Here is a 26,429-nt window from a genome sequence, read left to right as displayed (position 1 = left end):
CTGCGACTTGACCTTGCGAGAGGACTTGCCGGATCGCTTTTTTACGACCGAGACACCATAGTCATTTTTCAGAACATCGACGACTGTCTCAAAGAACTGGGCCTTCTGGCTCATCAGCTCAAGCTGCTGCTCAAGCTCTTTGATCCGCTGCTCTGGAGTCAGCGTTTTGGGGTCAGACATTGCGCAGCTCCTCTCGTCGCGGATCGAGGCCCCCTGGCTCCAATCCTGCCGACCGTGCTTACGCAACCATACCAGAACTGTCGACCGACCCTGGATGCCGTACCGCACCTGGGCCTGCTTGTAGGTCAGTTCGCCTTTTTCAATCTGATCAACCACCGCCAATTTAAAAGACAGTGAGTAATCACGCTGTGTGCGTTTTACACCTTGCTCCATCTGACTCTCCGGAAATTCGGGATGGGAGGTGTAAACCTTATTCAGGACGGGACACAGCCACAAAAAAAGCCCGCATCGTTGCGGGCTTTTTCATATCTGCATTAAACCAGTCTGAAACTTGGCGCGGTCCCTGTAGGAGCGGCCTTGTGTCGCGATGGGCTGCGCAGCAGCCCCAAAAATATATGCAGCAGCGCTGAACCCTGGGGCTGCTGCGCAGCCCATCGCGACGCAAGGCCGCTCCTACAGGGGGGCCAGTGCAGGTCTGTCAGGCCCGGCGCTCGTGCATCCGCGCCAACTGCCGTTCCAGCATCGACGGGTAAGGCTCCATCAAGCGCTCCACACAGCAAGCACCTTCCGGGCTGGCAATCGGACGAATACGCGCACGCTGACGAATCAGCGCGTCATCGCTGATCTGCCGCTCGACCAGCAACAGGTTGCGGCTGTGCTGCGACAGCGCCAGGGCATCCTGGGCTTTTTCGGCCATCAGCAGGTCCACCATCTCCAGCCCTTGCAGGTCGTCGCCCAACGCCAGGCCCAGCTGCAGCTGCAGAGTGATGCCGCTGTCGGCCACTTCGATCTGCAGGGCATGGCCCAGGGCGCGCAACAGCTCGCCGCAGCAAATGGCGTTGGTCAGGTAGTCCTCGCCACACTCGCGGCTGTGGAACAGCACCAGGGTGCTGCCGTCGTTGAGCGTGTGGGTTTCACCGTCGTAGAGCGAGGCCGCATGCTCCAGGCAATCGCGGTAGCGCTCGGTCAGCTCGGTCAGGCGTGTGCGCGGCAGGCGGCGCAGCTGCTCCTGCGAGCCCAGTTGTACGGCAAGTACAGCACTGTACTGCGGCTCGTCGGACTCGACCACGGCGGCTTTGGGCGCCGTGTCGTCGTCCAGCAGGCCGGCGAAGGCTTCATCGTCATCCTCGTCTTCCACGGCGGCAACCTTGGCACGTGGCGCAGCCTTGGGTGCCGGGGCGGCCGCGTGCAGGTCGTCGAACTGCTCGTCGTCCTCTTCCTCCGGCTCTGGCTCAGGTGGCGGCGGCGGGGCCAGGCGCGCATGCAGCTGGCGGGCAATGTCGCCGATCTCGTCCTGGCGGTCGGTGGCCGGGGTGTAGTACTGCGGGTCGCGCAGCCATACCCGCAGCTGCAGCAGCGGCAGGGTGATGTAGCGGCCCTGGCGCAAGCTGAGGGCCAAGGCCAGGGCCAGCAGGATGGCGGCAAGAATGCCCATGCTCTGCAGGCTGATCAGCATCGGCTGCTGGAACTGGCTCATGTCCAGGCTGATGCGCAGCTGCCCGGCGGTCACGTCCTGGAAGGTGATCTTGGTCTGGTACAGGCCCTCGGCCTCGCCCAGCAGGCTGTTGCGCGGGCGCTGGCCAGCTTCGGCGAGGATGCGGTTGTCCACGCTGTAGATCGCCGCATGGGCCACCAGTGGGTTTTTCACCAGGTTGCCCAGCAGCACGTTGAGGCTGAGGATGTCGTTGGACACCAGCAGCTCGGTCGCCGAGGTGGCGGTCTGGGTGGTCAGGCTCTGACCCAAGGCGTCGGCCTGTTCGTGCATGGCTTGCTTGAACTGCAGGCCCATCACGCAGGCATAGATCACCAGCGCCAGCGCCACCAGGAAGATGTTGGTGCAGGCGATGCGCAGTGCCAGCGGCACGCGACGTTGACTCAGGGCACGATAGATCATCAGGAAGAAGTTGTCTGGTTTGACGGGCGTGGGCCGGTTCACTGAGCTCGGCTCTTAATGGCAAGAAAGTGGGGGGAGTATAGCGAGCCGGGTTTTGTCGGCAAAGTATCGTTGGCGCCCGATGGTCACGGAAAGTCGGTAGAATGCGCATTTTTCATCGAAGCCGGAGCCAGGTTGTGCGCGAAATCGTCCTGATCAACATCACCGGTGAAGACCGTCCCGGTCTCACTGCGGCTATTACCGGCGTCCTGCTGCAGGGCGGAGTGAGCATCCTCGACATCGGCCTGGCGGTCATGCACGGCACCTTGTCGTTCGGCATCCTGGTCGATATCCCGGACAACGAAGTGGCTACCGCGCTGCTGCAAAGCGTGCAGGCCAAGGCCCACGAACTGAACCTGCAGGCCCGCTACACGCCTATTTCCGAGGCGGATTACCAGCACTGGGCCGATGGCCAGGGTGAGGCGCGCCACATCGTTACCTTGCTCAGCCGCAAGATCACCCCCGAGCAACTGCAGCGGGTGAGTGCGGTCATCAGCCAGTACGGCCTGACTATCGAGCGCATCGAGCGCCTGTCTGCCCGTGTGGCGCTGGATGCCGAAGCCGACAAAGGCAAGGCCGCCATCGAGATCTCCGTGCGCGGCATGCCGAGCGATGCCCAGGCCCTGCGTGCCGACTTCTTCGCCTTGGCCGAAGAATTGAACATCGACATCGCCTTCCAGAAGGACGACCTGTTCCGCCGCAACCGCCGCCTGGCGGTGTTCGACATGGACTCGACGCTGATCGAGGCCGAAGTCATCGACGAACTGGCCAAGGCTGCCGGTGTGGGTGAGCAGGTAGCGGCGATCACCGAGCGGGCCATGCGTGGCGAGCTGGACTTCCGCGCCAGTTTCAAAGAGCGCATGGCGCTGCTCAAGGGCCTGGATGTCGGCGTGCTGGACGAGATCGGTGCCTCGCTGCGCCTGACCGAGGGTGCCGAGAACCTGTTCGCCGAGCTGAAGCGCCTGGGTTACAAGACTGCGATCCTGTCTGGCGGCTTTACTTACTTTGCCCGCCAGGTGCAGGCGCGCCTGGGTATCGACTATGTGTTCGCCAACGAGCTGGAAGTGGTCGACGGCAAGGTGACCGGCGTGGCCGTGGAGCCTATCGTCGACGCCCAGCGCAAGGCCGAACTGTTGCAGAAGCTGGCCAGCGAAGAAGGCTTGCAGCTGGAGCAAACCATCGCCGTGGGTGACGGTGCCAACGACCTGCCGATGCTGTCGCTGGCCGGCCTGGGCGTGGCGTTCCGCGCCAAGCCGCTGGTGCGCCAGTCGGCCAAGCAGGCAATTTCTACCTTGGGGCTGGATGGGGTGCTGTACCTGCTGGGCCTGCGCGACCGCGACGCGCGTGGCTGATCCAGGATCGCGCCGACTTCTAGAAACTGAGCAAGACAGAATCTCCCACAAGCGTATGCGATTCCCTGTGGGAGCGGCCTTGTGTCGCGATGGGCCCCGCAGGGGCCCCAAAATCTCCGCTACTACGCTGATCGCAAACTGTTCTAAATACGCTGCGCCAGACCATCTAGGCTTGGACCCGTACGGCTCACCCATCGACCGTACTGGCCCGGGGGGAGTCCTCGTGGCCATCAACTTCAAGGAGAAGAAGTTCATGTCCAATTACGCAGTGGAGAATCAGTGGGGCGGTAACTCGGCACCTTGGCACCCGGGCGGAATCTGGGTACTGGGCGGGCGGGACAACCAGAAGGTGGTGTCGGTCGAGGTCAAGTCGAATGATGGTGGCCAGACACTGCAAGGCGTCATGACCTATGCCGGCGAAGGACCGATCGGCTTTCAGGGCAAGCGCATCGCACAGAACCGCTATCAGGTGCAGAACCAGTGGGGTGGTAGCAGCGCCCCGTGGCACCCGGGCGGCGAGTGGGTGATCGGCGGGCGGGACAACCAGAATGTGATCGCCTTGAGCGTCAAGTCCGCGGACGGCGGCCTGACCCTCAGTGGCACCAACACCTACAACGATGAGGGCCCCATCGGCTTCCGCAGCCTTCTCGGCTGATTGCACTGCTGGCTAAGGCATCCCCCGGCCCGGGCCGGGGGATGTTGACAGGTCAGCCCTGCTGCGGCTCTGCCAGCAATTGGCCCATGCGCACAGCGGAACCCGCACCCAGGCTTTCAGCCCACTTCACCTGCTCTGGCCCAAACAGCACGATGGCGGTCGAACCCAGCTTGAAGCGGCCCAGCTCGGCGCCCTTTTCCAGGTGGATCGGTGCGCGGCTGGCTTCGTCGTAACGGAAGGTCTTCAGCTCACGCTTGGGTGGCGTGACCAGCCCGGCCCATACGGTCTCGATCGAGGCCACGATCATTGCCCCCACCAGCACCACGGCCATCGGCCCGCGCTCGGTGTCGAACAGGCAGACCACACGCTCGTTACGGGCGAACAGCTCGGGAACGTTCTCTGCAGTGGTCTGGTTGACCGAGAACAGGCGGCCCGGCACGTACACCATTTCACGCAGGGTACCGGCCAGCGGCATGTGCACGCGGTGGTAGTCCTTGGGCGACAGGTAGATGGTGGCGAATTCGCCGCCCATGAACGGTGCGGCCATGGCCGGGTCCCCGCCCAGCAGTTCCTGCGCGCTGAAACCATGGCCCTTGGCCTGGAAGATGCGGCCGTGCTCGATCGGGCCGAGCTGGCTGACGGCACCGTCGGCCGGGCACAGGATGGCGCCTGGGGTTTCGTCCAGCGGGCGGGCACCGGGCTTCAGGGCGCGGGTGAAGAAGGCATTGAAGTGCTCGTAGGCGCTCAGGTCTTCGACCAGGGCTTCGCTCATGTTGACCTGGTAGCGCTTGGCGAACCAGGCGGTGAAGGCGTTCTTGAACCAGCGCGCGCGGCACTCGGCAATGCAGCCGGCCATCCGCGACAGCAGGTGGTGCGGCAGCAGGTACTGGCTGATGATGAACAAACGGGATTTCATGCAGGTTCCTTAGACTTCTACAGGCGTGTCCGGGTGGTTGCCCCATTCGCTCCACGAGCCGGCATAGGCCTTGACGCGTGGGTAGCCGAGGGCCTTGGCCACCAGATAAGTGAAACCGGAGCGACGATGGGTCTGGCAGTGGGTGATCACTTCCTTGTCAGGGGTGATCCCCAGGTTCTGCAGGACTTCGGCGATATCCTGGCGGATGCGCAGGTGGTCATTGAGGTCCATGCCGGCAGTCCACTCGAAGTTGACTGCGCCGGGGATGTGACCGCCCTTGGCTGCCAGCACTTTCTCGCCGTTGAATTCCTGCGGGCCGCGGGCGTCCCAGATGACCAGGTCATCGGCGCCCAGGCGGCTTTGCAGGTACTCGCGGGTGGCGGTGGGTGCGCTGTCGATGGTCAGGTGCACCGGGGCGCTGCCATTGGCGGGCACTTCGGTGGAGAGCTTGTCTGCCGGCCAGGCCTGGATCCCGCCATTGAGGTAGTGGTAGCGCTTGTGGCCGATCACATCGAGCAGCCAGATGAAGCGCCCGGCCCAGCCGCCGCCTTCATCGTCATACACCACGTACACGGCATCGTCGCGGTGGCCGAGTTCGCTGAACAGTTTTTCCAGCTCGCCTAGGGCTGGCAACAGGCCGGGCGCGGGTGGCTGGCCAAGCTGGGTACGCTTGCCTTCGACAAAGCGTGCGCCGGGGATATGACCGCTGACATAGCGGTTGGCGCTGCTCAGGTCGACCAGGATCAGCTGTGGCGAATCCAGACGCGGCAGCAGCTCGGCGGCTTCGATCACCAGGGGCAGGCCGGAAAAGTCAGTCATCCACGGTCTCCAGTGTGGAAAGAGGGGCGATTGTAGCGCAAGGCTCAGGCCTTGCGGGTGGCAAACACCGACAGCGCCCGCTCGATGCATTGCGCAGTCTTGCCGAACGCTTGCACGCTGATATCGGCCAACGGTCGGCAGCCCTGGTCGGCCACCATCAGCATCAGCACCTGGTCGTTAACCGCCAGCGAACGCAGCAGTACGTGCTCGCTGCGGAACAGTACGCGCAGAGGGCTGGGTAGCAGGGCCTGGAACTGTGAATGGTTTTCTGGGGTGATACGCAATTGGCCGGCTTGCGACAGCAGTTTCTGCAGCAGCTTGTTTTGCGATACCTGCAGGGCCAAGGCAGCGGACTCTTTGGGCAGGCCGGCGACCTGCTGCACCCGCAAGTAGTCGCTGGCTTTGTCCAGGCTCAGCAGCATGATGCGCTGCATGCCGCAGGCCAACAGGGCTTCGCGGGCCTGGGTGGCCAGGTGCACGGTGTTGGTGAAGGGGCTGGGTTGGGCCAGCAGGTCCTGGCACAGCTTGCGCCAGCGTGCCAGTTCGTCGCTGCTGGGCGGTGGTGGCGCCAGCATGTCCGGGTGCGGACGGCGCTGGTGCCATGGCCAGATAAGCGCTTCGGCCGGGTGGAACAGGGCATGCCGGGCGTGGCGGCGGGCGCTGGCTGCGGCCTGCTGGTGCACTTGCTGCTGCACATCTTCCAGGGATGTCTGCAAGTACAGGGCGGTCAACAGCTGCCAGCGCAGCAGGTGCGGGTTGTCCCAGCCCACCTGGGCCGCCAGGGCCAGGTTGTTGGCCAGCAGTACGGTATTGGCCGGCTGGTTGAACCAGCGGCGCAGGCCTGGCTCGTCGTCAAGCCGGTGTTGCTGGCTAAGCAGGTCCGGGTCGCGGGCAATGTTGAGCACCTGGGCCAGTTGTTCGCGCTCTTCCAGCAGCAGGCGGTAGCCCTGGGTCACCCATTGCGGCAGGCGCCAGTACTCGGCCATGGTCTGGCACAGCGCCATGATGCGCACGCCAAACAGCTCTTCTTCTATGAGGGTGGCATCTTCACCCTTGTGGATAACCCGCAGCTCCCAGGTGTCGAGCAGCTTGGGGTAGGCCAGCGCCAGCGGCCAGAGTGGCGACAGGAACAGCAGGCTGCCCCAGTGAATTTCCTGCCACAAACGCGCCAGGCGGCTGGCGAACAGGCCACTGGCTTGCTGCGAGGCATGCTGGCTGATCAGCTGGAACTGGCACAGTACCGGCGGGATTTCTTCAAGGGGCACGGAGGGCAGGCGCTTGAGCAACTGCTCGGTGCGCTCCAGGCCCAGGCGGTTGAGGGCGACTTCCAGGCTTTCGGCGGGTTCGGCCTGGCTGGCATTGGTGGGGTGATTGGCTTCGCGCATCACCGAAAGCACCAAAGCCGGGCTGTCTTGCATCAGTTCGGCGATATCGCGCAGCGAGCGGCGGCTATCGTGGATGGCGGCCATGACCCGGTCGTAGCTATGCTTCGGCACGGGGATTCGAACACTCTCCAGCAGCTTTACCCAGGCCTCTAGCGTACGTGGAGCCTGAGCGGGCACCTTGGTTTCAATTGGCATTTTGACATCAGTCCGAACTGGCTTTTCGCATTGAGTGGCTATAGTCTGGCGCAGATCTGCCGATAAGTAGAAGAAGAGTTTTAAAGCTCCCGTCCCTTACCCCGACCACGACAGCAAGTGCTTTGAACCTATGGCTAAAATTATCGGCATCATCGTCGTATTCGCGAGCGTGCTCGGCGGATACGTGCTCTCCCACGGCAAGATCGCGGCGCTGATCCAGCCGTTCGAAGTACTGATCATCGGCGGTGCGGCCTTTGGTGCATTCCTGCAGGCCAACCCAGGCCACATGACCATGCACGTCATCAAGAAGTCGATGAAGATGTTCGGCTCGCGCTTCAGCCATGCCTTCTACCTGGAGGTGCTGGGGCTGGTGTACGAGATCCTCAACAAGAGCCGTCGCGAAGGCATGATGGCCATCGAGGCCGACATCGAGGACGCTGCCGCCAGCCCGATCTTCGCCAAGTACCCGACGGTGCTGGCCGATGAGCGCATGACGGCCTTCGTTTGCGACTACCTGCGCATCATGTCCACCGGCAACATGGCTCCCCACGAGCTGGAGGGCCTGTTCGACATGGAGCTGCTGAGCATGAAGGAAGAGCTGGAGCACCCGTCCCATGCGGTGACGGGCATCGCTGACGGCATGCCCGGCTTTGGTATTGTCGCGGCGGTACTGGGTATCGTGGTGACCATGGCCTCGCTGGGCGATGGCGACCAGGCGGCCATCGGCATGCACGTGGGTGCGGCGCTGGTGGGTACCTTCTTCGGTATCCTGGCGGCCTACGGCTTCTTCGGCCCGTTGGCCAAGTGCCTGGAGCACGACGCCAAGGAAGAGCTGAACCTGTACGAGTCTATCAAGGCTTCGCTGGTGGCCTCGGCGTCGGGCATGCCACCTTCGCTGGCGGTCGAGTTCGGGCGCAAGGTGCTGTACCCCAAGCACCGCCCAAGCTTCGCCGAACTGGAACAAGCGGTTCGCGGTCGCTGAGCCATGGAGAACAATCAGCCCATCATCGTCAAGCGCATCAAGCGCTATGGCGGCGGCCACCATGGTGGCGCCTGGAAAATCGCCTTTGCCGACTTCGCCACGGCGATGATGGCGTTCTTCCTGGTGCTTTGGCTGTTGTCCACGGCCACGCCTGAGCAAAAGATTGCCATTGCCGGTTACTTCCAGGACCCGATCGGTTTCTCCGAGAGTGGCACGCCTTATGTGATCGACTTGGGTGGTTCACCTGAGATGGCGCCGGAAAAAACCATCAATCCGGAAGTGAAGAGCGAGCCGACGCAGCCATCCCCCACTCAGCTGAACAAGGACCAGGTCGAGACCATGGCCGAGCAGGTCGAGCGCGAGCGCCTGGAGTTGCTGCTGCAGGAACTGCAGAACAAGGTGGAAGAGAACCCGCAACTGCAGAAGTTCAAGGACCAGATCCTGTTCGAGATCACCCAGGACGGCCTGCGTATCCAGATCATGGATGCCGAGAACCGGCCGATGTTCGACATTGGCAGCGCGCGCCTGCAGCCCTACTTCGAAGACATCCTGCTGGCCATGGCGGACACCATCAAGGCGGTGCCGAACAAGATCAGCATCAGCGGCCACACCGATGCCAAGCCGTACGCCGGTAGCGGCGAGTTCGGCAACTGGGAGCTGTCGGCCAACCGTGCCAATGCCGCGCGGCGTGCGCTGGTGGCAGGTGGTTACCCGGACGGGCAGGTGGCGCGGGTGGTGGGTTATGCCTCGTCGTCGTTGTTCGACCGCAAGGACCCCTTCAACCCGGTCAACCGTCGCATCGACATCATCGTGCTGACCAAGAAAGCCCAGCGCAACATCGAGGGTGAGCAGGGTGCGCCAGAAGCACCGGCCACCGAGTCAGCTGCACCGCCGGCCAGTGGTGCTGCGCCGGGGGCTGCGGCACCGGCTGCCGGGGCCGACCAGGCACCTATGCAGCCGCGTGAGCTGCGCCAGAAGCTGAACATCTTCGAGGATGGTACGTTGAAGATGGATGAGTCCAAGGACCAGTAAGCCCGTGCGCGGGCCCCTGTAGGAGCGGCCTTGTGTCGCGATCGGGCCGCAAGGCGGCCCCGGCAATCTGTGCTGCGTAGCTGAAAACCTGGGGCCGCTTTGCGGCCGATCGCGACACAAGGCCGCTCCTACATTGACCGCGTTTCCCTCAGAACCCCCGCCTGATCTTGGCCTTGAGATCGGCATGAAAGAAGTCTGCATTGTCCCTGTCTGTGCTTGATCCACGCCCCGGCGGCAGCGTCATGGCCCGCGCAAATGTGCGTTCGTCATGATAAGCCCGCACAAACAGGTCGATATGCGCACGTTCGCGCATGGCCGGCCATTTGCTCAGGCCTTCCGGCACCTTGCCTGATCCCTTGCGATAGAAGCTCACCCGTCGACAGGCCATGGCAGCCGCGCCCAGCAGCCAGGCGGTCCACCAGTCCTCGCGGGTATCGGCAGGCAACACCCCGATCCAGTGGGTGGCATCGCTCATCTGCTGGCAAAAACTGCCATACAAGTCGTCATGGGTCTGCCCGTCGCAGTCGAACTGCACCACCTGGGTGGGGATGCCCTCAAGCAGCAGGCGCTCGTTGAGGATGAAGGCGTCGAGCCGCGCTTCGTGGCGGTAGCTGATAAGAACCGGCATGGCGGTTACCCTCCCTGATAGAAGCCATGACCATCAGGGAAAGTAGAGGTGTGGGCAATAGATGACGGCAAAACCAGAGCCGTCCTACGCGGCTCGGTAAAAATTCCTACAGCCCGATCAGTAGCTGTCTTCTGCCAGGCTGGCGATGATCGAGCGGTAGCTGCTCATGCGCTGTGGCTTGATACGCCCCTCGTCCAGTGCCTTGAGCAGCGCGCAGCCAGGCTCGCGATCATGCTTGCAGTCGCGGAAGCGGCAAGTGCCGAACAGGTCGCGGAACTCGATGAAGCCATCTTCCACATCATCACGGCTGACATGACCAAGGCCGAACTCGCGGATACCCGGTGAGTCGATCAGGTCGCCGCCGTTGGGGAAGTGGTACAAACGCGCGGTGGTGGTGGTGTGGGTGCCCTGGCCCGACCATTCCGACAGGTCGCCGACGCGGGTGCCGGCGTCTGGCAGCAGGCTGTTGACCAGCGACGACTTGCCCACCCCCGACTGGCCGACGAACACGCTGATGTGGCCGTCGAGTTGCTGCTGCAGGCGTTGCATGCCGTCACCGTGGTGCGCCGATACCTCCAGCAGCGGGTAGCCCAGTTCGCGGTAGACCTCCAGCAGCGCATGCAGGCCAGGGCCGTTCTCGTCGTTGACCAGGTCGGCCTTGTTCAGCAGCAGCAACGGGCGCAGGCCGGCGTGTTCGGCTGCTACCAGGTAGCGGTCGATCAGGTTCGGGTGTGGTTCGGGGGCGGGGGCGAAGACGATCACGATCAGGTCGACGTTGGCCGCCACCGGCTTCAACTGGCCGTGGTTGTTCGGCCGGCACAGCTCGGTGCTGCGCGGCATCTGCGCCACAATCACGCCAATGCCCTGGTTGCCCGCACGCCATACCACACGGTCGCCGGTGACCAGCGCTGGCAGGTTGGCGCGCAAGTGGCAGCGGAATACCTGGCCTGCGGCTTCGCCGTCCTGGGCTTCTACTTCTACCTGCACGCCAAAGTGCGCGATCACCAGGCCCAGTTGCTCCGGCCCCAGGTCGCCACCCTCCAGTTCCTGCAGCGCGTGCTGCTCGCGTTTGGCGGCGCGAGCGGCGCGCTCACCCTGGATTTTTTCGATCCGCCAGTTCTGGCGGCGATTGAGCTGGCGTTTGGCCATGAAGGTACCGTGAGAAAGGCCCGGGGTAGGGCATTGAAAACGGCAGGCAGTTTAGCACGCCGGGCTTTTCACGCAGAGCCTAGGCTAATATGACGGCCTATAAGAGGAGTTCCTGCATGCAAAACCCACAGAACCTGATCTGGATCGACCTGGAAATGACCGGCCTGGATCCGGACAGTGACGTCATCATCGAGATGGCCACCATCGTCACCGACAGTGAGCTGAACACCTTGGCCGAAGGGCCGGTGATCGCCATTCACCACAGTGACGAAGTGCTGGCGCGCATGGACGAGTGGAACACCCGCACCCACGGTGCCTCGGGCCTGACCCAGCGCGTGCGCGAGAGCAAGGTCGGCATGGCCGAGGCCGAGGCGCAAACCATCGCCTTCCTTGAGCAGTGGGTGCCGAAAGGCAAGTCGCCGATCTGCGGCAACAGCATCTGCCAGGACCGCCGCTTCCTCTACCGCCACATGCGCAACCTGGAAAACTACTTCCACTACCGCAACCTGGATGTCTCGACCCTGAAGGAACTGGCCGCGCGCTGGGCACCGGATGTGCGCGACAGCTTCAAGAAGGGCAACACCCACCTGGCGCTGGACGACATCCGCGAATCAATCGCCGAGCTGCGCCACTATCGCGAGCATTTCATCAAGGTGTGAGCCGAAATGGCGCAGATATTGTATCGGCGCCCCCTTTTGGTGCCTTGGGCAACTGGTTAGACTGCGCGCCTTTCTCGCACGGACCCGCACCATGTTGTTGATGCTCTACCTCATTGCCATCACCGCCGAAGCCATGACTGGCGCGTTGTCTGCCGGGCGTCGCGGCATGGACTGGTTTGGCGTGGTGCTGATTGCCTGCGTCACCGCCCTGGGTGGCGGCTCGGTGCGCGACGTGTTGCTCGGGCATTACCCGCTGACCTGGGTGAAGCACCCGGAATACCTGGTGTTGACCAGTCTTGCCGCGCTACTGACCATTTTCATCGCGCCGATGATGCGCCGCCTGCGCTCGCTGTTCCTGGTGCTCGATGCCCTGGGCCTGGTGGCCTTTACCCTGATTGGCTGCATGACCGCGCTGGAAATGGGGCAGGGCATGCTGGTGGCGTCGATCAGCGGGGTGATTACCGGGGTGTTCGGCGGCATCTTGCGGGATATCTTCTGTAACGACATCCCGCTGGTGTTCCGCCGCGAGCTGTACGCCAGCGTGTCGTTTGCGGCGGCGTGGTTCTACCTGGGTTGTGTGTATTTCAAGCTGCCGGCGGAGCAGGCGATGCTGCTGACTTTGTTTGGCGGGTTCCTGGTGCGGTTGTTGGCGATTCGCTTCCATTGGGAAATGCCCAAGTTCCATTACAACGACCAGCAATGACGCAGTCTCAGGCGCGACACAGCACCTGTGGGAGCGGGTTCACCCGCGAACACGGGCGCAGCCCGTGCCATCCACCGCGGTGGCTTATTCGCGGGTAAACCCGCTCCCACAGTGGACCGAGTAGCTATTGAATGCCGTGCTGGGCCAGCGCCCACTCGACATGCTCGCGCACCAGCTCCGACGCATCCTCGCGCCGCGCCTTCAGCGCCTCGATCACCGGTATCGTCGAAGGCGCATTGCCCAACCCCACCGCCAGGTTGCGCAGCCAGCGCTCATACCCCGCCCGGCGCAACGGCCCGCCTTCGGTCTTGCGCAGGAACGTCCGTTCATCCCACAGGAACATCTCTGCCAGTTCGGCATTCTCCAGCCCGTGCCGTGGCTGGAAGTCCTGCTCCTGGCTGTGCTTGGCAAAGCGGTTCCACGGGCAGACGATCTGGCAGTCATCACAACCGAACACCCGGTTGCCCATCTTTGAACGCAGCTCCACGGGAATGGGACCACGCAGCTCGATGGTGAGGTACGAGATGCAGCGCCGCGCATCCAGCACGTACGGCCCGACAAACGCCTGGGTCGGGCAGATGTCCAGGCAGGCCTGGCAACGCCCGCAGTGTTCGCTGGTGGTGGCTTCGTCCACCGGCAGTGGCAGGTCGACGAACAGCTCGGCCAGGAAGAAGTAACTGCCGGCCTTGCGGTTGAGCAGCAAGGTGTTCTTGCCGATCCAGCCTAGCCCGGCCTGTTCGGCCAGGGCCTTTTCCAGCACCGGGGCGCTGTCGACGAAGGCGCGGTAACCGAACGGGCCGATGGCTTCCTGGATGCGGTCGGCCAGGAACTGCACGCGCTTGCGCACCAGCTTGTGGTAGTCGCGGCCCAGGGCATAGCGCGACACGTAGGCCTTTTCTGGCTGGGCCAGGCGCTGCGCCATCTGCGTGTCGCCGGGCAGGTAGTCCATACGCAGCGAGACCACGCGCACCGTGCCGGGGATAAGCTGGTCGGGGTGTGACCGTTTGCTGCCGTGGGCGCCCAGGTACTCCATCTCGCCCTGGTAGCCGGCGTCGAGCCAGCGTTGCAAGTGGTGTTCGTGTTCGCCAAGGTCGACCCCGGCGATGCCAACGTGGGCAAAACCGAGTTCCTGGCCCCAAATCTTGATCGATTGGGCCAATTGGGCGAGGTCAGGCATAGAGGCGGACATGGATGGGCAGGCAATACGGGCTCAGGTGCGTATAATTCTGCCAGACATTGGAGCCTTTGACCCCATGGCGCAGACCAAACACCCCGGCAATGCCCTGCAACTGCTCAGCAGCGTGACCGTCGCGCACCTGCCAGCGCGGCATGCGCATGCCCATAAAGGTGACTTCGGCCATGTGCTGGTGGTCGGTGGCGACCTCGGTACCGGGGGCGCTGTACTGCTCAGCGCCGAAGCCGCACTGCGCTGCGGCGCCGGGCTGGTCAGCGTGGCGACCCGGCCCGAGCACGTTGGCGCGAGCTTGGCACGCCTGCCCGAGGTCATGTGCCTTGGCGCCAGTTCGGCCAACCAGCTGATAGGCGTGCTGGAGCGCGCTACGGTGCTGGTGGTCGGCCCCGGCCTGGGGCAGGCAGCGTGGGGCCGTAGCCTGTTGTCGGCGGTAGCCAATGCCGAGCGGCCGCAGGTTTGGGATGCCGATGCCCTGAATTTGCTGGCAGGTACTCCGCTGGCGCTGCCTAGCGGCAGCATCCTCACCCCGCACCCAGGGGAGGCGGCGCGGCTGCTGGGGATTTCCACCGAGGCGGTGCAGGCTGACCGCCCTGGGGCCGCGCGCAAGCTGGCGCGGCGTTACAACAGCGTCTGCGTGCTCAAGGGCGCTGGCACCCTGGTGGCGGACCCGGCCGGTCAGCTAGCGCTGTGCGAACGCGGCCACCCGGCAATGGCCGGCGCGGGCCTGGGCGATGTGCTGACCGGCGTCCTGGCGGCGCTGTTGGCCCAAGGCCTGGACGCCTGGAACGCGGCTTGCCTGGGTACATGGCTGCACGCCTGTGCCGGCGAACGCCTGGGTAAAAATGGTAGAGGCCTGGCGGCCAGCGATCTGGCGCCGGTCATTCGTGAGTTGTTGGAGGAGCATTCTGCGTGTCTGGCTTAAACCTGTTTCTGGTCGATGAAGACGCCACGGTCAAATTCGGTGCACAACTGGCCGAAGTGACCGGCGGTCGCGGCGTGATTTTCCTGGAAGGCGACCTGGGGGCGGGCAAAACCACCCTGTCGCGTGGCCTGATCCGAGGCCTGGGCCATACTGGTGCAGTGAAAAGCCCGACCTTTACCGTGGTCGAACCCTACGAAATCGGCGATGTCCGAGCTTTTCACTTCGACCTGTATCGCCTGGTCGATCCGGAGGAGCTTGAGTTCATGGGCATTCGTGACTATTTCGAGGGCGACCCGCTGTGCCTGTTCGAGTGGCCACAAAACGGTGCGGGCGTTTTGCCAAAGCCCGACCTGACCATTACCATAAGCCCCCAAGCGGGCGGACGCTCGCTGAACCTTTCGCCGCAGGGGGCTCGCGGCGAGGCCTGGTGCGTGGCACTGGCGGAACTCTATAAACAGTAAGTGGGGTAGGTATGCGCATACGCGCACTGGTCGCCATCGTTGGGCTGCTGCTGACAACGGTGACCGTTGACGCTCTGGCCGTCACTCAAGTCAAGAGCGTGCGCCTGTGGCGCGCGCCAGACAACACGCGGCTGGTCTTCGACCTGTCTGGCCCCGTGCAGCACAGCGTCTTCACCCTCAGCGCACCTGATCGCCTGGTCATCGACATCAATGGCGCGACCTTGGCTGCGCCATTGAACGTGGCCACCTCCAACACGCCGATCAGCAGCGTGCGTTCGGCCCAGCGCACGCCGACCGACCTGCGCGTGGTGGTCGACCTTAAAAAGTCGGTCACCCCGAAAAGCTTCACCCTGGCGCCCAATGCCCAGTACGGCAACCGCCTGGTGGTCGACCTGTACGACCAGGAAGCCGACGCCATTGCGGCCAGTGCGCCAACGCCGGCGCCGGCCCCGGTGCAAACGCCCGCGACCACGCCAGCCGTGCCCGTGTCGCCGGCCCAGCCAGCCATCAAGCTACCGCCGGCGCCTAGCGGTAAACGTGACATCGTTGTCGCCATCGACGCCGGTCACGGCGGTGAAGACCCGGGTGCTTCCGGTTCGCGCGGCCAGCATGAAAAAGACATCGTGCTGCAGATTGCCCAGGAACTGCAGCGCCAGATCAACACCGAAAAGGGCTTCCGCGCCGAGCTGACCCGTACCGGTGACTACTTCATCCCGCTGCGCAAGCGCACCGAGATCGCCCGCAAGAAGGGCGCCGACCTGTTCGTCTCGATCCACGCCGACGCCGCGCCATCCAAGGCTGCCTTTGGTGCCTCGGTGTTTGCCCTGTCCGACCGTGGCGCTACGTCCGAGACGGCACGCTGGCTGGCCGACACGGAAAACCGCTCTGACCTGATCGGCGGTGCCGGCAACGTCAGCCTCGACGACAAAGACCGCATGCTCGCGGGCGTGCTGCTTGACCTGTCGATGACAGCCACGCTCAGCTCCAGCCTGAATGTCGGGCAGAAGGTACTGGGCAACATGGGCCGCATCACCTCGCTGCACAAGCAGCGCGTGGAGCAGGCGGGCTTCATGGTGCTGAAGTCGCCAGATATTCCGTCGATTCTCGTCGAAACCGGGTTCATCTCCAACGCCAACGAGGCGGCCAAGCTGGCCACTCGCAGCCATCAGCAGGCGCTGGCCCGTTCGATTCATACCGGTGTGCGCCAGTTCTTCCAGCAGAACCCGCCGCCTGGCACCTACATCGCCTGGCTGCGTGACACCGGCAAGATCGCTGCCGGCCCGCGTGAGCACACGGTGCGCCCGGGCGAGACCCTGGCGATGCTCGCCGTGCGCTACCAGGTCAGCGTGGCCAGCCTGCGCAGCACCAACAGCCTCAAGACCGATGAGCTGAAGGTTGGCCAGCGTCTCGATGTCCCCGCCACCACGTTGGCTTCGCAATGACGGGTGGTTCGCGCATCCAGCTGCTCAGCCCGCGGCTGGCCAACCAGATTGCCGCCGGCGAGGTTGTCGAGCGGCCGGCCTCTGTGGCCAAGGAGTTGCTGGAAAACAGCCTGGACTCCGGTGCCCGGCGCATCGACGTGGACGTGGAGCAGGGTGGCGTCAAGCTGCTGAAGGTACGCGACGATGGCAGTGGTATTTCCGCTGACGACCTGCCGCTGGCCCTGGCCCGCCACGCCACCAGCAAGATCCGCGAGCTGGAAGACCTTGAAGGGGTATTGAGCCTGGGCTTCCGTGGCGAGGCCCTGGCCTCGATCAGCTCGGTGGCGCGCCTCACCCTGACCTCGCGTACCGCCAGTGCCAGCGAGGCCTGGCAGGTGGAAACCGAAGGCCGTGACATGCTCCCACGGGTGCAGCCGGCGGCGCACCCGGTAGGTACTTCGGTGGAAGTGCGCGACCTGTTCTTCAATACCCCGGCCCGGCGCAAGTTCCTCAAGGCCGAGAAAACCGAATTCGATCACCTGCAGGAAGTGATCCGCCGGCTGGCGCTGGCGCGCTTCGATGTCGGCTTCCACCTGCGCCACAACGGCAAGAGCATCCTCAGCCTGCACGAGGCCCATGACGAAACCGCCCGTGCGCGGCGGGTCGGTGCCATCTGCGGCCCAGGCTTCATGGAGCAGGCGCTGCCGATCGACGTCGAGCGCAACGGCCTGCGCCTGTGGGGCTGGGTCGGCCTGCCGACCTTCTCGCGCAGCCAGGCAGACCTGCAGTACTTCTTCGTCAACGGCCGTGCAGTGCGCGACAAGCTGGTCGCCCATGCCGTGCGCCAGGCCTATCGTGACGTGCTGTTCAATGGCCGGCACCCGACGTTTGTGCTGTTCCTGGAGCTGGAGCCCAACGGCGTCGACGTCAACGTGCACCCGACCAAGCACGAAGTGCGCTTCCGTGAGGGGCGCTCGGTGCATGACTTCCTGTATGGCACCCTGCACCGTGCGCTGGCCGATGTCCGTCCGGAGGACCAGCTGGCAGCACCTGCCGCTGTGCCTGAGATGGTTCGCCCCACTGGCCAGCAGGCTGGCGAGTTCGGCCCGCAGGGCGAGATGCGCCTGGCTTCGCCGGTGCTTGAGCGGCCCCAGGCACCGCAGCATGCAATTTCCAATGGCGGCAGTGGCGCCGGTTACCAGTATCAATACACCCCACGCCCTTCGCAGCCGCTGCCGGCCGCCGAGACGCAGGCGGTGTATCGCGAATTTTACAAACCACTGGAAAATGGCGTGGTGGCGGCGACGGCCCTGCCCGAAAGCCAGGGTGACATTCCCCCGTTGGGCTACGCACTGGCGCAGCTCAAGGGCATCTACATCCTCGCCGAGAATGCCGTTGGCCTGGTGCTGGTGGACATGCACGCCGCCCACGAGCGGATCATGTACGAGCGCCTGAAGGTCGCCATGGCCAGCGAGGGCCTTAGCGGCCAGCCGCTGCTGGTGCCGGAAACCCTGGCCCTGAGCCAGCGCGAGGCCGACTGCGCCGAAGAACATGCACAGTGGTTCCAGCGGCTGGGCTTCGAGTTGCAGCGCCTCGGCCCCGAGACCTTGGCGATCCGCCAGATCCCAGCCTTGCTCAAGCAGGCCGAGGCCAACCGGCTGGTGCAGGATGTGCTCGCCGACCTGATGGAATACGGCACCAGCGATCGTATCCAGGCGCACCTCAACGAGTTGCTCGGCACCATGGCCTGCCACGGCGCCGTACGCGCCAACCGGCGCCTGGCCATTCCCGAGATGAACGCCCTGCTGCGCGACATGGAAAACACCGAGCGCAGCGGTCAGTGCAACCATGGCCGTCCCACCTGGACCCAGATGGGCCTGGACGACCTGGACAAACTCTTCCTGCGCGGTCGATGAAATGAGCGGCAAGCCCCCTGCAATATTCCTGATGGGCCCGACGGCGGCCGGCAAGACCGACCTGGCCATCGAACTGACCAAAGTGCTGCCGTGCGAGCTGATCAGCGTCGACTCGGCGCTGGTCTATCGCGGCATGGATATCGGTTCGGCCAAACCGTCGAAAGAAATCCTCGCCGCCCACCCGCACCGGCTGATCGACATTCGTGACCCGGCCGAGAGCTATTCGGCCGCGCAGTTCCGCGCCGATGCCTTGGAAGCCATGGCCGAGATCACCGCACGCGGCAAGATTCCGCTGCTGGTCGGCGGCACCATGCTCTATTACAAGGCATTGATCGATGGCCTGGCCGACATGCCGGCGGCCGATGCGGCGGTGCGTGCCGAGCTGGAGGCCCAGGCCGAAGCCCTCGGCCTGGCAGAGCTGCATCGCCAATTGGCTGAAGTCGACCCCGAGTCGGCGGCGCGCATCCACCCCAATGACCCGCAGCGGCTGATTCGGGCGCTGGAGGTCTACCGGGTGAGCGGTGAGAGCATGACAGCCCATCGCCAGCGTCAATTCGCGGAAAGTAGCGGCGCAGACGCAGGCGCTGGCGGGCATTTGCCCTATACTGTCGCGAGTTTGGCGATTGCTCCTACAGATCGTCACATTTTGCATCAGCGAATTGCGTTACGATTTTCACAGATGCTGGAACAGGGCTTCGTCGACGAGGTCCGATCGCTGCGAGCCAGAAGTGACTTGCACGCCGGGCTGCCGTCTATACGGGCAGTGGGTTATCGGCAGGTCTGGGATTACCTGGACGGCAAGCTGACTGAGAATGAGATGCGTGAACGCGGTATCATTGCTACCCGGCAGCTGGCCAAGCGGCAGTTCACCTGGTTGCGTGGCTGGCCTGACGTACACTGGCTTGACAGCCTGGCCTGCGACAATCTGTCCCGCACCTTGAAATACCTTGGGGCCATCTCCATATTGAGCTGAGTCCCTGCTGATTGCCGTCTATTCTTGCGAAGGGGCGGCCTAATTTATCGATTTTATTGATTTTCTATTATTTATCCTTACAGGAGTGCGGCATATGTCAAAAGGGCATTCGCTACAAGACCCTTACTTGAATACCTTGAGAAAAGAAAAGGTCCCGGTATCCATCTACCTGGTCAACGGTATCAAACTTCAGGGCTCGATCGAATCGTTCGACCAGTTCGTGGTACTGCTGAAGAACACCGTCAGCCAGATGGTCTACAAGCACGCCATTTCGACCGTAGTTCCGGCCCGTCCGGTCCGCCTGCCAAGCCCGACCGACGGCGAGCACGGCGACAGCGAGCCAGGCAACGCCTGATAGGAGCCTGCATTGTTCTTTGAGCGCCACGGTGGTGGTGAGCGGGCGCTGCTCGTTCACTTGGAAGGTCAGAACCCTGAGGCGCGCGAAGACCCGCAGGAGTTTCAGGAACTGGCATTGTCGGCGGGTGCCGACATCGTCTCGCTGGTCACGGTGTCAAGGCATCAGCCTTCCGCCAAATACCTGATTGGCAGTGGCAAGGTCGAAGAGTTGCACGACCTGGTCCATGCCGAACAGGTAGACCTGGTGATTTTCAATCACACCCTCACGCCCAGTCAGGAGCGCAACCTCGAACGTGTGTTCGAGTGCCGTGTGCTCGACCGTACCGGGCTGATTCTCGATATCTTCGCCCAACGGGCGCGTACCCATGAAGGCAAGCTGCAGGTCGAACTGGCCCAGCTGGACCACATGAGCACGCGGCTGGTGCGCGGCTGGACCCACCTTGAGCGACAAAAAGGTGGTATCGGCCTGCGCGGCCCAGGTGAAACCCAGCTGGAAACCGACCGCCGCCTGCTGCGGGTACGCATTCGCCAGATCAAGTCTCGCCTGGAGAAGGTGCGCAGCCAGCGCGAACAGGCACGCCGTGGGCGCAAGCGCGCGGACATCCCGTCGGTATCGCTGGTGGGTTACACCAACGCCGGCAAATCCACGCTGTTCAACGCCCTGACCGAGTCCGAGGTGTACGCCGCGGACCAGCTGTTCGCCACCCTCGACCCGACCCTGCGCCGGCTGCAGCTCGACGACCTGGGGCCGATCGTGCTGGCCGACACCGTGGGCTTCATTCGCCACCTGCCGCACAAGCTGGTCGAGGCATTTCGGGCTACGCTCGAAGAGTCGAGCAACTCTGACCTGCTGGTGCATGTGATCGACGCCCATGAGCCAGAGCGTATGGAGCAGATCGAGCAGGTACTGGCGGTGTTGGGCGAGATTGGTGCCGAAGGGTTGCCGATCCTTGAGGTCTATAACAAACTCGACTTGCTCGAAGATGTCGAGCCACAGATCCAGCGCAATGCCGATGGCAAGCCGGAACGGGTCTGGGTATCGGCACGCGATGGGCGTGGCCTGGAGCTGGTTGGCCAGGCAATTGCCGAGTTGCTGGGGGAAGATCTGTTTGTCGGAACCCTGTGCCTGGAGCAGCGTTTTGCCCGTTTGCGCGCGCAATTCTTTGCCTTGGGCGCCGTGCAGAGTGAAGAGCATGATGAAGAAGGGCGCAGCCTGCTGAGCGTGCGACTGCCCATGGTCGAACTGAATCGCCTGGTCAGCCGTGAAGGCATGGAGCCGCAAGTGTTTGTCGAGCAACACACTTTGCAATAAATGCCCGACGAGGTCGCCGGGCAGCAGTGACAGGCATTCTGTAGCATTGGACGGCGCGCCGTGGGCGCGTCTTTGCTTTATCAGATGGAGAGCGCTATGGCTTGGAACGAGCCGGGTGGCAACTCGAACAATCAGGATCCCTGGGGCGGCCGCCGTGGTGGCGGTGGCGGTGGCGGGGACAAGAAAGGTCCGCCGGATCTGGACGAGGCCTTCCGCAAATTGCAGGACAGCCTGAACGGCATGTTCGGCAGTGGCAAAAAACGTGGCGGTGCTGATCGCAATGCCGGCAAGGGCGGTGGCCTGGGCCTGCTGGGCATCGGCCTGGCGGTGCTGGCTGCCATCTGGCTGTACAGCGCCGTGTACGTGGTCGACGAGCAGGAGCAGGCCGTGGTGCTGCGCTTCGGCAAGTACTATGAAACGGTCGGCCCCGGCCTGAACATCTACTTCCCGCCGATTGATCGCAAGTACATGGAAAACGTCACGCGCGAGCGTGCCTACACCAAGCAGGGCCAGATGCTGACCGAAGACGAGAACATCGTCGAGGTGCCGCTGACCGTCCAATACAAGATCAGCAACCTGCAGGACTTCGTGCTCAACGTCGACCAGCCTGAGGTGAGCCTGCAGCACGCGACTGACAGTGCCCTGCGCCATGTGGTGGGTTCCACCTCGATGGATCAGGTGCTGACCGAAGGCCGTGAGCAGATGGCCGTGGATATCCGCGAGCGCCTGCAACGCTTCCTCGACACCTACCGTACCGGTATCACCGTTACCCAGGTCAACGTACAGAGCGCGGCAGCCCCGCGTGAAGTGCAGGAAGCCTTCGACGACGTGATCCGTGCCCGCGAAGACGAGCAGCGTGCCCGCAACCAGGCCGAGTCCTACGCCAATGGCGTGGTGCCGGAAGCCCGTGGTCAGGCCCAGCGCATCATCGAGGACGCCAACGGTTACCGCGACGAAGTCATCGCCCGCGCCAAGGGTGAGGCCGACCGCTTCACCAAGCTGCTGGGTGAGTACCGCAAGGCACCTGACGTGACCCGCCAGCGTCTGTACCTGGAGACCATGCAAGAGGTCTACAGCAATTCGAGCAAGGTCATGGTGGCGACAAAGGACGGGCAGAACAACCTGCTCTACCTGCCATTGGACAAGATGGTCGAAGGCAGCCGCAACCCGTCGGCGCCAACCACCAGCGTGTCGCCATCGGTCAACGATGCGGCCGCCCGTGCGGCGCAGGACCTGCAACAGCAACAGCAGCCGCTGCGCACTAGGGAGAGCCGCTGATGAGCAATAGATCGCTGATCGCCCTGATCGCCGCCGTGGTCCTGGCCATCGTGGCCTGGAACAGCTTCTACATCGTGTCCCAGACCGAGCGTGCGGTATTGCTGCGCTTCGGTAAGGTGGTTCAGGCGGATGTTCAGCCAGGCCTGCACGTGAAGATTCCGTACGTGAACCAGGTGCGCAAGTTCGACGCCCGCCTGATGACCCTCGACGCCCCGACCCAGCGGTTCCTGACCCTGGAGAAGAAAGCGGTGATGGTCGACGCCTACGCCAAGTGGCGCGTCAAGGACGCCGAACGCTTCTACACCGCCACCTCCGGCATGAAGCAGATCGCCGACGAGCGTCTGTCGCGTCGTCTGGAAAGCGGCCTGCGTGACCAGTTCGGTAAACGTACCCTGCACGAAGTGGTTTCCGGTGAACGTGACGCACTGATGGCTGACATCACTGCATCGCTGAACCGCATGGCCAGCAAAGAGCTGGGTATCGAGGTGGTCGACGTGCGCGTCAAGGCCATCGACCTGCCGAAGGAAGTCAACCGCAGCGTGTTCGACCGTATGAGCACCGAGCGGGAGCGTGAAGCCCGCGAGCACCGCGCCAAGGGTAACGAACTGGCTGAAGGTATCCGTGCCGATGCCGACCGTCAGCGCCGTGTACTGCTGGCCGAGGCCTATCGCGAAGCAGAAGAAACCCGTGGTGATGGCGATGCCCAGTCGGCCGCCATCTACGCCAAGGCCTACACCCAGGACGCCGATTTCTATGCGTTCTACCGTAGCCTGCAGGCCTACCGCGAGAGCTTCTCGAGCAAAAGCGACGTGCTGGTCCTGGACCCGAAGAACGAGTTCTTCCGCTACCTGGACAAGAGCAGGCCTTGATGCTCAGGCCCTGATTTTCATGCGGCAGCGCCCCGCCTGGCAGCTAAAACACCAGGCGGGGTGCATCCTGAATGAAAAGGGGTGTATGATGAGGCAGCCGGGAAATTTCCCGGCTTTTTTGCGTCTGCAAGGTTGATTGGCAAAGCGCCAGTCGACAGTTTGGTCAGGTCGCAAGGCAATTTGAGGGTGTCGGGTACGGTGGCTGCGCTGGGATCAGTGCTGCCCGCTGCTGTGCGCGATACCGGCTTTACTGACGGCTCGCCTGCTGGCAAGCCGCCCGGACCAGAGGGGAAATGGCGTAATGGCAACGGTAGACCGCTGGCTGCTGCCAGATGGCATCGAGGAAGTACTGCCACCTGAGGCTGCGCGCATCGAGATCGCGCGTCGCCAGGTGTTGGACCTGTTCCAGAGTTGGGGCTACGAACTGGTCGTCACCCCGCATATCGAGTACCTGGAGTCGCTGCTCACCGGCGCCGGCCAGGACCTGGATCAGCGCACCTTCAAGGTGGTGGACCCGCAGTCCGGCCGCCTGATGGGCTTCCGCGCCGACTTCACCCCGCAGGTGGCGCGCATCGACGCCCACACCCTGCGCCGTGAAGGCCCGAGCCGCCTGTGCTATGCCGGCAGCGTGCTGCACGCCCAGCCGCGCGCGCTGTCCACCTCGCGCAGCCCGATCCAGCTGGGTGCCGAGCTGTATGGCGATGCCAGCCCGACCAGTGACGTCGAAGTCATCAGCCTGATGCTCGCCACGCTGCAACTGGCCGATGTGCCGGATGTGCACATGGACCTGGGTCACGTCGGTATCTACCGCGGCCTGGCCCGTGCCGCCGGCCTGTCCGGTGCGGTCGAGCAGCAGCTGTTCGACGCCCTGCAGCGCAAGTCGGTCGACGAAGTGCAGGCACTGACTGCCGACCTGCCGAAGGACCTGGGCAACATGCTGCGTGCGCTGGTCGAACTGTGCGGCGGCCGCGAAGTGCTGAACGAAGCCCGCGTGCGCCTGGGTCGTGCCCCGGCCAGCGTGCTGGCAGCGCTGGACGACCTGCTGGCGATCGCTGATCGCCTGGCGTCGCGCTTCCCGGACCTGCCGCTGTATTTCGACCTCGGCGAGCTGCGCGGTTACCACTATCACACCGGCGTGGTGTTTGCGGTGTTCGTGCCGGGCGAAGGTCAATCGATCGCCCAGGGCGGGCGCTACGACGACATCGGCGCCGACTTTGGCCGGGCGCGCCCGGCTACCGGTTTCTCCACGGATTTGAAGACCCTGGTCACACTGGGGCGAGCGGAGGTCGTATTGCCAACTGGCGGCATCTGGATGCCGGACAGTGGCGACGCGGCCCTCTGGCAGCAAGTCTGCCAGTTGCGCAACGAGGGCCAGCGTGTGGTCCAGGCCCTGCCTGGCCAGCCGTTGAGTGCTGCTCTCGAGGCGGATTGTGATCGGCAATTGATTCAGCAAGACGGGCGCTGGCAGGTTCTGCCGCTGGCCCAGTGAGTTTCTGCGTCGGCAGTAGGCCGGCAACCAAGTTTGCGTGAATGAGGACCAATGTAATGGGTAAGAATGTCGTCGTCCTGGGCACCCAGTGGGGTGATGAGGGCAAAGGCAAGATCGTCGATCTGCTGACCGAACATGCTGCCGCCGTAGTGCGCTACCAGGGTGGCCACAACGCGGGTCACACCCTGGTGATCAACGGTGAAAAGACCGTTCTGCACCTGATTCCCTCGGGCATCCTGCGTGAAGGCGTACAGTGCCTGATCGGCAACGGCGTGGTCGTTGCCCCGGACGCCCTGATGCGTGAAATCACCAAGCTGGAAGAGAAGGGCGTACCGGTGCGCGAGCGCCTGCGCATCTCCCCGGCTGCGCCGCTGATCCTGTCGTACCACGTGGCTCTGGACCAGGCCCGCGAAAAAGCCCGTGGCGAAGCCAAGATCGGCACCACCGGCCGTGGTATCGGCCCAGCCTACGAAGACAAGGTCGCCCGCCGCGGCCTGCGTGTGGGCGACCTGTTCCACCGCGAGCGTTTCGCCGCCAAGCTGGGTGAGCTGCTGGACTATCACAACTTCCAGCTGGTGAACTACTACAAAGAGCCGGCCATCGACTTCCAGCAGACCCTGGACGAGTGCATGGCCTACGCTGAACAGCTCAAACCGATGATGCTCGACGTCACCGCCGAGCTGCACAACCTGCGCCGCGCCGGCAAGGACATCATGTTCGAAGGCGCCCAGGGTTCGCTGCTGGACATCGACCACGGTACCTACCCGTACGTCACCAGCTCCAACACCACTGCTGGCGGTATCTCCACCGGTTCCGGCGTTGGCCCGATGTACCTGGACTACATCCTGGGTATCACCAAGGCCTACACCACTCGCGTAGGTTCCGGTCCGTTCCCGACCGAACTGTTCGACGAGACCGGCGCTACCCTGGCCAAGCGTGGCCACGAGTTCGGTTCGACCACCGGCCGTGCCCGTCGTTGCGGCTGGTTCGATGCCGTGATCCTGCGTCGCGCCATCGACGTCAACAGCATCTCGGGCATCTGCCTGACCAAGCTGGACGTACTGGACGGCCTGGAAACCATCAGCATCTGCGTTGGCTACAAGAACGAGAACGGTGCCGTCATCGACGCGCCTTCCGATGCCGACAGCTACATTGGCCTGGAGCCGGTGTACGAAGAGATGCCAGGCTGGAGCGAATCGACCCTGGGTGCCAAGACCCTGGAAGAGCTGCCAGCAGCTGCTCGCGCTTACATCAAGCGCATCGAAGAGCTGGTAGGCGCGCCGATCGACATCATTTCGACCGGCCCGGACCGCAACGAGACCATCGTGCTGCGTCACCCGTTCGCCTGATCTGCCCTCCAGGCTGATCTGACGCCGTGGCCCTGAAAGGGGCTGCGGCGTTTTCATTTGTGGGGTATGCCTGTACCGGCCTCTTCGCGGGTAAACCCGCTCCTACAAGGGAATGCGATCCCCTGTAGGAGCGGGTTTACCCGCGAAGAGGCCGGTACAGGCAACCCCATTGCTAGACCTTGGCGCATTTCCCTGCTGCCCCCGGCACAACCCTTGCTGTAAGAAACGTCTGACGATGCCATCAAAATAGTGGCGCCAGAAAACACGAGGGTTACACCGTGTCTGCCATCCTCTCACTGTTA

At 63.6% G+C, this 26,429-nt stretch carries 24 protein-coding genes and 1 pseudogene; 17 read left to right on the top strand and 8 right to left on the bottom strand.

The window, feature by feature from the left end; all coding sequences use genetic code 11:
• Together ACIP1G_RS28680 and ACIP1G_RS28675 are read right to left on the bottom strand one after the other, a co-directional pair.
• Nucleotides 1-393 (bottom strand): annotated as a pseudogene (locus tag ACIP1G_RS28680) (IS3 family transposase); the annotation flags it as partial.
• A gap of 265 nt (nt 394-658) precedes the next feature.
• The gene (locus ACIP1G_RS28675) at nt 659-2,116 is read right to left on the bottom strand and encodes a histidine kinase (protein WP_400743220.1); all 1,458 of its coding nucleotides are present in this window, start codon (nt 2,114-2,116) and stop codon (nt 659-661) included.
• A 134-nt stretch (nt 2,117-2,250) separates the two neighbouring features.
• Here ACIP1G_RS28675 and serB point away from each other — a divergent pair, with 134 nt between their 5' ends.
• Both serB and ACIP1G_RS28665 read left to right on the top strand, forming a co-directional pair.
• Nucleotides 2,251-3,465 (top strand): phosphoserine phosphatase SerB, encoded by a 1,215-nt coding sequence (serB, locus tag ACIP1G_RS28670; RefSeq protein WP_400743217.1) that lies wholly within the window; start codon nt 2,251-2,253, stop codon nt 3,463-3,465.
• 253 nt (nt 3,466-3,718) lie between these two features.
• Nucleotides 3,719-4,120, top strand: coding sequence for a lectin OAA (locus ACIP1G_RS28665; RefSeq protein ID WP_400743214.1), 402 nt, complete (start codon nt 3,719-3,721; stop codon nt 4,118-4,120).
• 52 nt (nt 4,121-4,172) lie between these two features.
• Here ACIP1G_RS28665 and asd read toward each other — a convergent pair whose 3' ends face one another.
• Genes asd through ACIP1G_RS28650 form a run of 3 tightly spaced genes read right to left on the bottom strand, consistent with a single transcriptional unit; the run spans nt 4,173 to nt 7,435 of the window.
• Nucleotides 4,173-5,036 carry an archaetidylserine decarboxylase gene (asd, locus tag ACIP1G_RS28660; protein WP_400743211.1) on the bottom strand — a complete coding sequence of 288 codons (864 nt, stop codon included), beginning with the start codon at nt 5,034-5,036 and terminating at the stop codon, nt 4,173-4,175.
• Nucleotides 5,037-5,045: 9 nt separating this feature from the next.
• Nucleotides 5,046-5,855 (bottom strand): rhodanese-like domain-containing protein, encoded by an 810-nt coding sequence (locus tag ACIP1G_RS28655; RefSeq protein ID WP_400743208.1) that lies wholly within the window; start codon nt 5,853-5,855, stop codon nt 5,046-5,048.
• A 44-nt stretch (nt 5,856-5,899) separates the two neighbouring features.
• A complete protein-coding gene (locus tag ACIP1G_RS28650) occupies nt 5,900-7,435 on the bottom strand; it encodes an HDOD domain-containing protein (protein ID WP_400743205.1) in 1,536 nt (511 codons plus the stop codon).
• 130 nt (nt 7,436-7,565) lie between these two features.
• Here ACIP1G_RS28650 and motA point away from each other — a divergent pair, with 130 nt between their 5' ends.
• Together motA and motB are read left to right on the top strand one after the other, a co-directional pair.
• Nucleotides 7,566-8,417, top strand: coding sequence for a flagellar motor stator protein MotA (gene motA / locus ACIP1G_RS28645; protein WP_003249507.1), 852 nt, complete (start codon nt 7,566-7,568; stop codon nt 8,415-8,417).
• 3 nt (nt 8,418-8,420) lie between these two features.
• Nucleotides 8,421-9,449 carry a flagellar motor protein MotB gene (gene motB, locus ACIP1G_RS28640; protein WP_400743202.1) on the top strand — a complete coding sequence of 343 codons (1,029 nt, stop codon included), beginning with the start codon at nt 8,421-8,423 and terminating at the stop codon, nt 9,447-9,449.
• Nucleotides 9,450-9,597: 148 nt separating this feature from the next.
• On the opposite strand, the gene ACIP1G_RS28635 is transcribed toward motB, so the two are convergent.
• A complete protein-coding gene (locus tag ACIP1G_RS28635; RefSeq protein ID WP_400743199.1) occupies nt 9,598-10,077 on the bottom strand; it encodes a molecular chaperone Tir in 480 nt (159 codons plus the stop codon).
• A gap of 117 nt (nt 10,078-10,194) precedes the next feature.
• Nucleotides 10,195-11,226: a small ribosomal subunit biogenesis GTPase RsgA gene (rsgA, locus tag ACIP1G_RS28630; protein ID WP_400743196.1), complete on the bottom strand. Its 1,032-nt coding sequence runs from the start codon at nt 11,224-11,226 to the stop codon at nt 10,195-10,197.
• Between the two features lie 116 nt (nt 11,227-11,342).
• Between rsgA and orn the strand changes: the two genes are divergently transcribed.
• Both orn and ACIP1G_RS28620 read left to right on the top strand, forming a co-directional pair.
• Nucleotides 11,343-11,885 (top strand): oligoribonuclease, encoded by a 543-nt coding sequence (gene orn / locus ACIP1G_RS28625; RefSeq protein WP_003258152.1) that lies wholly within the window; start codon nt 11,343-11,345, stop codon nt 11,883-11,885.
• Between the two features lie 91 nt (nt 11,886-11,976).
• The gene (locus tag ACIP1G_RS28620) at nt 11,977-12,588 is read left to right on the top strand and encodes a trimeric intracellular cation channel family protein (protein WP_027920741.1); all 612 of its coding nucleotides are present in this window, start codon (nt 11,977-11,979) and stop codon (nt 12,586-12,588) included.
• A gap of 124 nt (nt 12,589-12,712) precedes the next feature.
• Here the strand turns inward: ACIP1G_RS28620 and queG are convergent, their stop codons facing one another.
• Complete coding sequence (gene queG / locus ACIP1G_RS28615; protein WP_400743192.1) at nt 12,713-13,777, bottom strand: tRNA epoxyqueuosine(34) reductase QueG; 1,065 nt, start codon at nt 13,775-13,777, stop codon at nt 12,713-12,715.
• Between the two features lie 64 nt (nt 13,778-13,841).
• On the opposite strand from queG, the gene ACIP1G_RS28610 reads away from it, so the two are divergent.
• From ACIP1G_RS28610 to ACIP1G_RS28560, 11 genes are all read left to right on the top strand, one after another.
• Complete coding sequence (locus ACIP1G_RS28610; RefSeq protein ID WP_400743189.1) at nt 13,842-14,702, top strand: NAD(P)H-hydrate dehydratase; 861 nt, start codon at nt 13,842-13,844, stop codon at nt 14,700-14,702.
• On the top strand, nt 14,690-15,163 hold the full coding sequence (gene tsaE, locus ACIP1G_RS28605; RefSeq protein WP_400743186.1) for a tRNA (adenosine(37)-N6)-threonylcarbamoyltransferase complex ATPase subunit type 1 TsaE: 474 nt from the start codon (nt 14,690-14,692) through the stop codon (nt 15,161-15,163). Before ACIP1G_RS28610 ends, tsaE begins: the two co-directional genes overlap by 13 nt.
• Nucleotides 15,164-15,174: 11 nt before the next feature.
• Nucleotides 15,175-16,605 (top strand): N-acetylmuramoyl-L-alanine amidase, encoded by a 1,431-nt coding sequence (locus tag ACIP1G_RS28600; RefSeq protein WP_400743183.1) that lies wholly within the window; start codon nt 15,175-15,177, stop codon nt 16,603-16,605.
• Complete coding sequence (mutL, locus tag ACIP1G_RS28595) at nt 16,602-18,500, top strand: DNA mismatch repair endonuclease MutL (protein ID WP_400743181.1); 1,899 nt, start codon at nt 16,602-16,604, stop codon at nt 18,498-18,500. The genes ACIP1G_RS28600 and mutL overlap by 4 nt, the downstream gene beginning before the upstream one ends.
• A 1-nt stretch (nt 18,501) precedes the next feature.
• Nucleotides 18,502-19,473, top strand: coding sequence for a tRNA (adenosine(37)-N6)-dimethylallyltransferase MiaA (gene miaA / locus ACIP1G_RS28590; protein ID WP_400743178.1), 972 nt, complete (start codon nt 18,502-18,504; stop codon nt 19,471-19,473).
• Between the two features lie 94 nt (nt 19,474-19,567).
• Nucleotides 19,568-19,828, top strand: coding sequence for an RNA chaperone Hfq (gene hfq, locus ACIP1G_RS28585; RefSeq protein ID WP_012274457.1), 261 nt, complete (start codon nt 19,568-19,570; stop codon nt 19,826-19,828).
• Nucleotides 19,829-19,840: 12 nt separating this feature from the next.
• A complete protein-coding gene (gene hflX / locus ACIP1G_RS28580; protein WP_400743176.1) occupies nt 19,841-21,142 on the top strand; it encodes a ribosome rescue GTPase HflX in 1,302 nt (433 codons plus the stop codon).
• 96 nt (nt 21,143-21,238) lie between these two features.
• Entirely contained in the window at nt 21,239-22,420 is a 1,182-nt protein-coding gene (gene hflK, locus ACIP1G_RS28575; RefSeq protein WP_400743174.1) for an FtsH protease activity modulator HflK, read from the top strand.
• Nucleotides 22,420-23,289 (top strand): protease modulator HflC, encoded by an 870-nt coding sequence (gene hflC / locus ACIP1G_RS28570; protein ID WP_400743171.1) that lies wholly within the window; start codon nt 22,420-22,422, stop codon nt 23,287-23,289. The genes hflK and hflC overlap by 1 nt, the downstream gene beginning before the upstream one ends.
• Nucleotides 23,290-23,590: 301 nt before the next feature.
• On the top strand, nt 23,591-24,778 hold the full coding sequence (locus ACIP1G_RS28565; RefSeq protein ID WP_400743169.1) for an ATP phosphoribosyltransferase regulatory subunit: 1,188 nt from the start codon (nt 23,591-23,593) through the stop codon (nt 24,776-24,778).
• A 56-nt stretch (nt 24,779-24,834) separates the two neighbouring features.
• Nucleotides 24,835-26,127 (top strand): adenylosuccinate synthase, encoded by a 1,293-nt coding sequence (locus ACIP1G_RS28560; RefSeq protein ID WP_400743167.1) that lies wholly within the window; start codon nt 24,835-24,837, stop codon nt 26,125-26,127.
• Nucleotides 26,128-26,429: the final 302 nt, after the last annotated feature.

Source organism: Pseudomonas sp. NPDC089392, assembly GCF_044749595.1.
GTDB lineage: Bacteria > Pseudomonadota > Gammaproteobacteria > Pseudomonadales > Pseudomonadaceae > Aquipseudomonas.
This window is presented reverse-complemented; position numbering and strand designations above follow the sequence as displayed.